This window comes from Corynebacterium sp., from assembly GCF_030530965.1.
Lineage (GTDB): Bacteria > Actinomycetota > Actinomycetes > Mycobacteriales > Mycobacteriaceae > Corynebacterium.
This window is the reverse complement of the sequence record NZ_JAUMTY010000059.1, coordinates 1-10,960: the sequence shown is the minus strand read 5'-3', so window position 1 is coordinate 10,960 and position 10,960 is coordinate 1. Positions and strand designations below refer to the sequence as shown.

Below are 10,960 nucleotides of genomic sequence, written 5' to 3'. Positions count from 1 at the left end.
CAGACTCCACGCGGATAACTCGCCCGGACCGCTCATGTGCGCCCGAGTGGTCAGGATCGCTACCCACAACGGGAATATCCCCGGTGGATTTCCCCACTTCATCCCACAATTCGTCGTCCGTCGTCGTCCCCTCCCGTCGGCTTCGATCCCGGCGCGGCAAATCAACATACTCGTGGCGGAATTCGGGCCTATCCGACCATCCGATGTGAGCATCCGCACCAGAGTGCTCTTCCTGGCCGGCCGGTTCATCATCATTGCCGACGTCGGCACTGCCGGATTGGCTGGCCGTGCCAGGTTGATCGGCAGCGGACTGAGTTCCGGTGGCGGAATGACCGGCGAGGCCAGCGTCGGGAACGGCCTGCATGCGTGGGCCGTCGCCCAGGGTGAAGATGTCGTACGAATACGCGCGGCCGGGGTCGCCATCTGTCATGTCCAGATACTCTGCCGTCGGGTTGGGCAGGACGCGGGTGGCGTCGTCAAGATCGGCGATATAGGCGAATATCCTGGGGATATCGTCGATGGTGGGGCGGCGGTTGCACCGGACGAGGATCCACCACGGGTCGATGACGATGGCTGCGGTGGCGCCGCGGAGGTGTGCGAGTGCGTGGTCGGCGCGGGAATCCATCATGAGCCGGACGGACAGCGGGTCCGAGGAGAACACGGCGAATCCGCCGCACGATCCCACGTATTCCTGGTCGGGCCGGGGAGGTTTGATATGACCGGGGCCGTCACCGGGTTGGTTCTGCGGTGCCCAGCGGTCACGGTCCCGGAAGTCGATAAGTATGTCTGAGGATCCGGATCGACGTAACCCCAGGTAGGAATTGTCGTTGATGTCGGCCACGTGGGCGCGGCGTGCGCGCATCCGTCCCGATACGACGTCTTTGGCTTCGCTTGGGGACGTGCCAACGTGGTCGGCCCATTCGTGAGCCAAGTCGGGATCGGTGCGATCAAACTGCCATCCGTGCTCGGCAGCCCATGATCGACGTGCCCGACGAGTCGCTCGCGTGGGGTTCGCGAACCACTCCTCGGGGGTGTCGTCTGGTTCATCTGCTGACGCATCTGTGGTTGCAGCTGCGTCTTCTGGTGAGTCTGCAGAGGAATCCGACGTGGCACCCGTTTTACTTACGGGAACACTGCGCGAGGGCGAAACTGTGTCCGCGCGTTCATCCCGGCCATGGCGAGTCCTAGCAAACGCGTAGTCCTCGCCGTCATCATGGGAGGCCGCTCCGCGCTGGGCATCCACTCGCTCGTCCGCGTGCGTCACTGAGACATCGTCAGCAGACAGGCCATCGTCAGACCATTCCTGATCAGCGCGCTCGTCTTCCGCCTCACCATGCGGGTGCACACCGAAATGTGAGAATGCTTCATCCGCAGTCGGGGTCTGCTGGGGATTAAAACGGGGATTTCTACGGCGCGGCGGGAGTTCGTCGCCAAAGCCAGCATCACCCGAACCAGCGTCGGCATCATTAAACGGGACGTCATCAGACGCACCGCGCGTACCACCGGACGCCCCCTCCCCTTCAAACGAACGATCACCCCGCCCCACCTGGGACAACGTAGACCGTTCATGCCCGCCGGCGCGCCGGTTGAGAACTCGACGCCACTCCCTATCATCTGCCGGTCGGTTGGCAGCCCACAGCAGCGCTGCGGCCGCGAGGAGCAGCAGAGCGCCAAGAATCAGGAAAACTGCGGAATTCATCGTTAGATAGTCTATCCGCTTACGCGGACAATGCCTCCACCCGCACACAAAGGCCGCCACCCCTGCCCCTGGGGATCACGTCGTCGAACCCGGCAGGGAGTAGTGGCAGCCGTCGTTGACCAGTTATTCGCTGCTAGACCCTACCCGTCAATATCGTTCTCGGCGGCGTAGGCGCTCTGGTCTAGCAGCTCACCAAGGTCAGAGATGCGAACCTCGTACAGCCAGCCGTCGCCGTATGGGTCAGAGTTGATCACGCCGGCGTCGTCGCCAAGGTCCTCATTGATCGAGACCACTTCGCCCGAGACGGGAGCGAAAATGTCGGAAACAGACTTGGTGGATTCCACTTCACCAAAAGCCTCCCCTGCCTCGACCTCCGTGCCGACGTCGGGCAGGTCAACATACACGATCTCGCCCAGCTGGTCGGCGGCAACATGGGTAATGCCGACGCGGACGGTGTCGCCAGGCTCGGCGGCGTCGTTGTCGATCCACTCGTGGTCGCTGGAGTAGAGGTAGTCAGCGGGCAATGAAACGTTGGACATCAGGATCTCCTTCGCATTGTTATCCGCACTCGTCGCTGCGGATGAATGGTCTTTACCGTCGATTGATGGGATCGATTGTTGGGGCTAGCGGTCACGCTTATAGAACGGAAGCTGAACCACCGTGTAGGGATAATGCTTACCACGAATATCCACGGAAAGCGCGGTTCCCGGCTCAGCGACGTCCGCATCCACATAGGCCATAGCCACGGGATAGCCGAGTGTCGGCGACAGCGCGCCCGAGGTGACCTCCCCAACCTCTTTATCATCGCTGGTCAACACGGTGTATCCGGCGCGGGCAGCTCGTCGCCCATCGCCTTTCAGCCCGACGAGTTTCCGCGTCGCACCATTCTTCTTCGCAGCGACGATGGCGTCCCGGCCGACGAAGGCGTCCTTGCTCTTCGTCGCCGCCAACACGCCGAGGCCCGCGTCGACCGGGGTGTGCGACCGGTCCAGCTCATGGCCGTAGAGAGGCATGCCCGCCTCCAGGCGGAGCGTATCGCGGCTGGCCAGCCCGCATGGCGTCACAGCGTCGGTGCCCATGATCGCGGCCCATACGTCGTGGGCTCCGCTGTTCGGTACGAAGATCTCGAACCCGTCTTCCCCGGTGTATCCCGTGCGGGCGATGATCACGTCGTGCCCGGCAACAGTGCCGCGGAAGAAGGCGTAGTACTTCACCTCGGCCAGGTTGCGGACATCCGCGCCGGGTAGCGAGGCCAAGACGCGCTCCGCGTTGGGGCCTTGCACAGCGATTAACGACGTTTCGCTGGATTCGTCGGCCACAGTGCAGTCAAAAGACTCAGCGCGAGAGACCAATTCCGAGGCCACCGTGGGCGCGTTGCCGGCGTTGGGGATGACCAAGAATTCGTCGTCGCCGAGGCGGTAGGTGATGAGGTCGTCGATGATGGTGCCGTCGTCGGTACACATCATGGAGTATTTAGCCTTGCCGACGGCCACGGCGGATAACCGTGAGATCAATGCGTGATCGAGCGCGTCGGCTGCCTGCGGACCACTGACTCGGACCTCGCCCATGTGGGAGAGGTCGAAAATGCCGGCGTCCGTGCGGACGGCTTTGTGTTCGTCCAGTTCACTGCCGTATTTGAGGGGCATATCCCAGCCGCCGAAATCGGTGAAGCGGGCGCCGAGTTCCTCGTGAACATCGTGCAATGCGGTCTTTTTCGGGGTGGCCGATCCTGTGCCGGATCCTGTGGCGGGTTGTTCTGTCACGTCGTGTTCTCCTGTCAACGTCGCTGGGGTTGGTGCTGTGGGTTGTCGCTGGGGTTAGCGCTGCGGTACCTGGTGTGGGTGCCTATTTATCCAGGCTGTTGAATTCCTCGTCGGTGATGGCGAAGTCCTCCAAGGGCGGGCACGAGCACGCCACATGACGGTCGCCGTAGGCATTGTCAATCCGCCGAACCGGTGGGAAGTACTTGGTCCGACGCAACCCGGGGACGGGGAATGCCGCTTTCTCGCGCGTGAAGTGACCGTGGGACACGGCGTCGTCGAAGTCGTCGCGCGTCACTGACCAGGCCGTATAGGGGGCGTGGCGGATCACGGAATCTTCCTCGGCGACGGTGCCGTCAATCACCTCATCAATTTCGCGACGGATCGTGCGCATCGCTTCGATGAAGCGATCGAGTTCGCCCTTGTCCTCGCTCTCGGTGGGCTCCACCATGAGAGTCCCAGGCACGGGGAAGGCCAGGGTCGGCGCGTGGAAGCCGAAGTCCATGAGCCGCTTAGAGACGTCCTCCGCGGTGATACCCGAGCGTTTCGTGATTTCACGCAGGTCAAGGATGCATTCGTGCGCAACCAAACCGTTCTTGCCCGTGTACAGGGTCGGGAAATCGTCGGCGAGCTGGTGAGAGATGTAGTTAGCATTCACCAGGGCCATTTCCGACGCCGCTGCCAGGCCGTCGCCACCCATCAGCGCGATGTATGCCCAGGAGATCGGGACGACGCCGGCGGAACCATAGGTAGCACCGGCAATCGGAACGCCGTGTGCCTCGGACGCGGCATCATCGGAGCCTTCTGCGCTGGCTGAGGAGCCTTCCGCACCATCACCGGGGCGCTCCGCGTCGTCACTTGTCGTTTCCATCGGATCAGCCGGCAGGAAGGGAACCAGGTGTTCAGCAACACACAGCGGGCCGACGCCGGGACCACCGCCACCATGAGGAATGGTGAAGGTCTTGTGCAGGTTAAGGTGGCTGACGTCGCCACCGAATTGCCCGGGCTTTGCCAGGCCGACCAGCGCGTTGAGGTTGGCGCCGTCGATGTACACCTGCGCACCGGCCGCGTGGACCTTATCGCACACGTCGCGAACATGTTCTTCGTAGACGCCGTGGGTGGAGGGGTACGTGATCATGATGGCGGCAACTTTGTCGCCTTGCTTCTCCAGCTTCGCGTCCAGGTCATCAAGATCGATGGAACCGTCGTCGCGGGATTTCACCGCGACAACTTTCAACCCAGCCAATGCCGCCGACGCCGCGTTGGTGCCGTGGGCGGACTCCGGGATCAGGCAGATGGTGCGCTCATTGTCACCGCGCGACTGGTGGTAGCGGCGAATAGCCAGCAGACCAGCGAATTCACCCTGGGATCCCGCGTTGGGCTGCACGCTGACAGCCGCGTAGCCGGTCATCTCGGCCAAGCTGTCCTGTAGATCGTGGATAAGTTCACGCCACCCCGCCGTCTGATCGTCGGGAGCCATGGGGTGAATCGAGGCAAAGCCCGGCCACGTGATCGGCTCCATCTCTACTGCAGAGTTCAGCTTCATCGTGCACGACCCCAGCGGGATCATGGTGCGGTCGAGGGCGAGGTCGCGGTCGGAAAGCATCCGCAGATACCTCATCATTTCGGTTTCTGAGGTAATGGCGTGGAAGATCGGATGCGTCAAAATTTCATCGCGACGGAGAAGATCCGCAGGCAGGTGCGCTGTTCCGACCGTCGCCACATCGCGGTGATCACCCGGCAGGCCCGCGGTGAGCTCACGCACTTCATCCAAACTATCGGGCCCGGAACCACTATCGCGCCCCTCAGCGCTGATCAAAATCGCAGCCAACTGACGAATATCTGTGTCAGTCGTGGATTCGCCGATAGAAATGCCAACCAGCCGGCCACCGAGTTCTCGCAGGTTAAAGCCCTCTTCATGGGCCCGCGCGACAGCAATACGCGCTGCATTATCAGTGCTGTGCTTCACGGTCACAGTGTCAAAGAACGTGTCATGCTCAATGCGAAGACCAGCTGCGACGACGGCGTCGGCCAGCGCAGCAGCATGCGCGTGAATACGGCCAGCGATCTCTTTCAACCCATCCGGCCCATGCCACACGGCGTACATGCCGGCCACAACAGCCAACAGCGCTTGCGCCGTGCAGATATTAGAGGTCGCGCGGTCGCGTCGAATATGTTGCTCGCGGGTCTGCAGGGCCAAGCGATACGCGGGAGTCCCCTCTTCATCCTTCGACACACCGACGATGCGGCCCGGCAACTTCCTGGTCAGCGAGGTCGTCACAGCCATAAACGCCGCATGGGGCCCACCAAAGAAGAGCGGCACACCGAAGCGTTGCGCAGACCCCACCGCGATGTCCGCACCGAGCTCACCCGGCGATGCCAGAAGCGTCTGCGCCAGAAGGTCACAATCCACCGTGACCAGCGCTTTCTTCTCCTTCGCGGAGTCGATCAGCGGCTTCAAGTCACGCACCTCACCCGTCGTTCCGGGCTGGGCAATAACGACGCCGGCAAGGTTCTCCTCGTCGGCAATCGTGTCGGTGGTGATCGTCGATACGCGAAGCGAAATACCAGCAGCCTTCGCCCGCGACCGAACAACCGCGATCACCTGCGGGTGGCAAGTGCTATCGAGGAGCACGACCGACTCCCCACCTTTACGCCGACGCCCACCGCGGATCATCAACTGGACGGCCTCCGCGACGGCAGTGGCCTCATCCAGCAGAGACGCATTAACGACGTCAAACCCAGTTAAATCCCCCACCGCGGTTTGGAAATTCAGCAGCGCCTCCAGGCGGCCCTGCGAAATCTCCGGCTGATACGGGGTGTACGCGGTGTACCACCCCGGGTTTTCCACAATGTTTCGCCTGATCACAGCCGGCGTGACGGTGTCATAATAGCCCGCGCCGATCAGCTGCTTCTTCTGAACATTCTTATCGGCATACACCTGCAGCGCGGACAACACGTCCTGCTCGGTGCGGCGCGGCGGCAGATTGAGATCCCGGTTCTTGATGGAATCAGGCAACGCTGCCTCGGCAAGTTCGCGTGCCGACGAATACCCCAAGGTCTGCAGCATCTGCTGAATGCTCGACGAGTTGGGGCCGATGTGGCGCGCCGGGAACGACGCGGCCGACACGCGCGGTGAACTCAACGGCGCGGTGAGGTCGGCCGTGGATTTAATAGACGCGGGGGCCGCACCCTGCGTGTTCTGCGGATCGAATTTCGGGTGAGCCTGCTGGGAGGACTGCTGCTGAGACTGTGGATGAGACATTGTTTCCCATTCGTCGAAGGCGATGACCGGTCGCCTCCCCCGCACTGTCTCCTGTACCTGAGAGCTTCGGCAGCCTTAGCAACGCCCTGCATGGAGCCCTACAGATGTATAGAGCCCCACAGGTGGCGTTGCTTCGGTCTGCTTTTCTCCTTCGGCGGCTGCATACGCAGCTCTTTCCAGTGGTGCCTCATTGCAGCGGTACTGGGCCTGAGAGATTCCCGGGGAGGGTTTGCTCCTACGGCGCTACTTTCTGGCCGGAAGCGCAATGCGCCCGGCGCGGAAAGCAAGCTCTCCCGTTGCAACTCGTAACGGCATGTTCGTCACTCGACTATATCCGCAACCCCGGACATGTCGAGCGCACTTCACGATCTGGTTACCTCATTTCGAGGCAATGACCAGGCACGACGCCGGTAGGTTACCCCCGACGGGAAGAAATATTTACACGAACGTCACATGGTTCGGGCGGTCACGGGCTCAACCGGTGGCTGGTTCGCGCGGTGACAGGCTCGCGCAATGCTTATTCGCCCGAGCGCTCGATGGGGTTCTCAGGATTCCCCGCCCACTGCGACCAACCACCGGTGAACAGCGTCGCACCGTCGATCCCACCGTGCTCCATCACTGCGATCATCGCGCAGGAGTGCAGCGCGGATCCGGAGTACACAGCCACTTTCGATCCGTCGGTAATTCCCGCTCTGTTGAACCGCGCCCGAATCTCGTCGGGCGACAGCACCGTCCGGTCCTCGTTATAAAAGTCCTGGACCGGCATGTTGATCGCACCCGGGATGTGGCCAGCGCGGAAGTCCAGCTTTTCGGCAATCCCATTGAAACGACGCTCGTCGCGCGCATCAAGGAGGAAACCGCCATCCTTGATCCACTGGTCGATCTCATCGGCTTCGATGGTAGGCATATTGCCGACGGTGATCTCTGTGCGGAACCGCTGCGGGAGGCTCCCCGGCCCGGCGATGACGGGGTGGCCGGCGTCTTCCCACGCCTGGAGGCCCCCGTCGAGAATGTGAATGTCGGTGAACCCGGCCCACTTGAGAATCCACCAGGCGCGGGCGGAGAAAATGCCGTGGTGCTGGCCGTAAATGATGATCGGCGTCTTCTTGTCCAGCCCCCACTTGTAGACCCAGTCCTGCAGGATCCCTTTATTCGGAAGCGGGTTACGCCCGGCTTCGCGGGAGGGAATTCCGGTGAGGGCCAACTCTGGCGGGCAGAACTGAGCGTCCGGAATATGTTCGGACACGAACCTCGAATACGCGGTGCGGCTTCCACTGGACCAGTGGGTGCTCAAGATACTAATACGATTCGATTTGTTGATAGCTTTGGACAAGATATCTGGAGAAACGTACACGGTCATGGGCACTAGCTTATGCGGACGAGCTCCAGACTGCAGTATGGCAGGTTGTGAGATGCTCCTGGTAACGACAACAGTTACCCTTTAACAACCTGCCATCCGGTTGCTCACACGTATTGAGGGTAGGCTTCGTATAGTATTAGTTTCCAAAGCTGAATTAACTTCAGACAAGGGAGTTTGACATGCATTTATGCATCGACAATGTGACCGTGAAATACGGCTCCACGGTGGCGGTGCAGGATGCCAATCTAGTTTTGGGAGCTGGTGTTCATGCTCTGCTGGGCCCCAATGGTGCGGGTAAATCTTCACTGCTTGAGGTAATCGCTACGTTGCGAAAGCCTTCGTCGGGAAGTTTTCGTTTTACTGACAATGATCCCGATTTGGCTAATCGGAATGACTACACAGGCATGGATCTGCGGCGCATTCTGGGCTATTTGCCCCAAGAGAACCTGCCGAAATCACGTTTTACCGTCCGGGAGCATTTGGCTTATATGTGCTGGCTCAAACAAATACCGGATGGGAACGTGTCGGCCGAAGTTGATCGGTTGATAGATCTGACAGAGCTATCAGACAAAGCGGATGCCACCATTGCGTCACTATCCGGTGGGATGAGACGGCGCGTCGGAATCGCTTCTGCACTGGTAGGTTCCCCACGTCTACTCATACTTGATGAAGCTTCGGCCGGACTTGACATGGCACAGCGCGATTCACTTCGAAGAATCGTTGCGACTGTTGCTCAAGATGCCGTCGTCCTTACCTCGACTCATATTGTCGAAGACATTATTGACATTGCCGACACCCTCACCGTCATGTCCCGGGGTACCTTTATGTTCTCTGGAGGGTGGGATGAGTTTTGCCATACCCGCCAGCTTCCCGAGCTGAAAGCCCAATACCTAGACCTAGTAGGTGAGCGCTAGCTCATGGTACTGCAACGAAAAACACCAGGCTGGTGGTTATGGGCACGTTTTCATCGGCTACCACACAATATTGTTATCGCCGTGGTGTCTACGCTCGCGCTGCGAATGGCTATCCTTCTAACCCTGGAGTCTAACGGCGGCACCATTGAAATTGAACCATTGTGGCTGAGTTTCATTGCAAGCCTGCCTTTAGTATTCATCTTCAGTCACGAGACAAAACCTGATCTATGTGCTCCACGACCACTCATCCGGCGTCGACTTATTCTGTTGGGATCTGCCGTTATTACCGGAGCTATTGTCTCGATCGCCTGTTATCCCACTAATCTCACGGATTTTGGATTTGTTGCCATATTTCGAAATATCCTTGGTTTTCTCGCACTCGGATTGCTTGGGCGCGAACTTCTAGGACAAACTCGGATATGGATTCTCCCACTCATCGCAGCAGCGGGATCCATGCTATTTTCCTGGCCACAGTATCCAACTGTTTGGGACACCGTATATGGCGCTTTGCGAAGCCCTGGGGCTTTCTACTCGGATGGCACTACCGATCTGAGCATTCCCCTCTGCCTAGGAAGTTTTATCCTTTTAAGCGTCATATATTTACGTCAGGACACTGTCGGTCGGGGTCGTTTTCATGCTAACCGGCAGTCCAATATTTTTAGCCGCTCCACTGTCTATCGTGGAGATGCTATCCCTGTCGCACAATTACGAGCTCGCGGGTGGCGACGAATTACACAACAAATCGCCATCGGTTTGCTTATAACTATAAGTTATTCGTATTACCTGCTCCAGGATAAAAAGAATTGGGGCGGCAGCCCAGCTGAATTAGCCTCCACGTGTCTCAATGGAATTTTTGTTTTCGGTTCCGTAGCTATGGCTGTGGGAACTTTTATGGGGCAAACTCGCTGGCGCACTGGGATCGCAGTCTGGGAGAAACTAAGTAACTACCCCACCATCGCACTCCTTAAAAAACCAGCGCTTTCCGTAACTACCGCTGTTCTCATCCCTATTATCACAGTCAGTGTCATCGCTCTGGCCGCCAATAGCTGGTTCCTTATTTCACATGATGTCTCTTCATCCGTTGTTGTCGCCGGGACAAGTTCAGCAGCAACAACTATTGGCGCTTTCCTTATCATTGTCGCCGTATTAGCACTAACCGGCGTCGCAATTGGTCATAAGCGCAAAGGGATTTGGGTCCCCTCTGTCGCTTTTATCCTCACCCTCATCGTGCTCATAGCGGGACATAGTCAGGTTGATCACGTTTCCACCGACCGACGGGACAAACTGACTGCTTGTACATCAATTCCAGAGCTCAATCGCCAAGTTTGTTCAAGCGAAACGAATGCACCGTTTCTACATGCAGCGGCACGCACACTAAGTGATCTGTATGCTGATGCACCGGCCAAGCAATACCTTCCGCAGACTTTGTACTTGGTCGATAATGCCTTCGCTCCCTCGGATAGCCCGATGGCTAAGTTTGGTCTCTACCGCAAACGCTCACTCACAGTCCCCCGAGCGTTGCCGAGCACGGATATTTCCTCCGAACTTGGCCAAACGATAGCGAACTCCTGCAAGAATGTGCAGGCGAGTTCAGCGCTCTATCTAGCTGCTCCCGCTCCAGGGAGTCCGGACAATCCTCCGCCACCTGAAGAAGACCTCATCCAACTCCAGCATTGTCTTAACGGCAAGTAATGCCATGAAACCCGAATAGCCCTCCCGGACACCACTCCGGAAGGGCTCTAAAAATTCTCACTTACAGCGTCGACACGCCACCGCCGTGGACCTCGAGTTTGTCTCCGCCCTCAGCCACCGTGACCTCGACAACGTCGCCGTCGCGAACATCCCCGGCGAGGAGTTCCTTCGCCAGTTCGTCGCCAATGGCTTGCTGCACTAACCGACGCAGTGGGCGGGCACCGTACGCGGGGTCGTAACCGCGCTTGGCCAGCCATTTCTTCGCATCGT

Annotated in this window: 8 protein-coding genes and 1 riboswitch; of the genes, 2 read left to right on the top strand and 6 right to left on the bottom strand. The window is 59.2% G+C overall.

The window, feature by feature from the left end; all coding sequences use genetic code 11:
• The 5 genes from Q3981_RS09315 to Q3981_RS09295 form a co-directional block, all read right to left on the bottom strand.
• Positions 1-1,699, bottom strand: a 1,699-nt coding sequence (locus Q3981_RS09315) for a hypothetical protein (protein WP_303125569.1), incomplete at its 3' end; no start/stop codon positions are given.
• Positions 1,700-1,839: 140 nt separating this feature from the next.
• Positions 1,840-2,238: a glycine cleavage system protein GcvH gene (gene gcvH, locus Q3981_RS09310; protein ID WP_303125567.1), complete on the bottom strand. Its 399-nt coding sequence runs from the start codon at positions 2,236-2,238 to the stop codon at positions 1,840-1,842.
• An 84-nt stretch (positions 2,239-2,322) separates the two neighbouring features.
• Positions 2,323-3,462: a glycine cleavage system aminomethyltransferase GcvT gene (gene gcvT, locus Q3981_RS09305; protein ID WP_303125565.1), complete on the bottom strand. Its 1,140-nt coding sequence runs from the start codon at positions 3,460-3,462 to the stop codon at positions 2,323-2,325.
• A gap of 82 nt (positions 3,463-3,544) precedes the next feature.
• On the bottom strand, positions 3,545-6,724 hold the full coding sequence (gene gcvP, locus Q3981_RS09300) for an aminomethyl-transferring glycine dehydrogenase (RefSeq protein ID WP_303125563.1): 3,180 nt from the start codon (positions 6,722-6,724) through the stop codon (positions 3,545-3,547).
• Positions 6,725-6,758: 34 nt separating this feature from the next.
• A riboswitch (glycine riboswitch) is annotated at positions 6,759-6,914 on the bottom strand.
• A 327-nt stretch (positions 6,915-7,241) separates the two neighbouring features.
• Entirely contained in the window at positions 7,242-7,970 is a 729-nt protein-coding gene (locus tag Q3981_RS09295) for a sulfurtransferase (RefSeq protein WP_303125562.1), read from the bottom strand.
• A 293-nt stretch (positions 7,971-8,263) separates the two neighbouring features.
• Here Q3981_RS09295 and Q3981_RS09290 point away from each other — a divergent pair, with 293 nt between their 5' ends.
• Positions 8,264-8,998 (top strand): ATP-binding cassette domain-containing protein, encoded by a 735-nt coding sequence (locus tag Q3981_RS09290; protein WP_303125560.1) that lies wholly within the window; start codon positions 8,264-8,266, stop codon positions 8,996-8,998.
• 3 nt (positions 8,999-9,001) lie between these two features.
• A complete protein-coding gene (locus Q3981_RS09285) occupies positions 9,002-10,690 on the top strand; it encodes a hypothetical protein (protein WP_303125558.1) in 1,689 nt (562 codons plus the stop codon).
• Between the two features lie 61 nt (positions 10,691-10,751).
• Here the strand turns inward: Q3981_RS09285 and Q3981_RS09280 are convergent.
• Positions 10,752-10,960: hypothetical protein (locus Q3981_RS09280; RefSeq protein WP_303125556.1), on the bottom strand; the 209-nt coding region annotated here is incomplete at its 5' end.

Bases quoted from the DNA above. Each gene is read 5' to 3' on its own strand.
- gcvH (WP_303125567.1), bottom strand. From the start codon at position 2,238: ATGTCCAACGTTTCATTGCCCGCTGACTACCTCTACTCCAGCGACCAC.
- gcvP (WP_303125563.1), bottom strand. From the start codon at position 6,724: ATGTCTCATCCACAGTCTCAGCAGCAGTCCTCCCAGCAGGCTCACCCG.
- Q3981_RS09290 (WP_303125560.1), top strand. From the start codon at position 8,264: ATGCATTTATGCATCGACAATGTGACCGTGAAATACGGCTCCACGGTG.
- Q3981_RS09285 (WP_303125558.1), top strand. From the start codon at position 9,002: ATGGTACTGCAACGAAAAACACCAGGCTGGTGGTTATGGGCACGTTTT.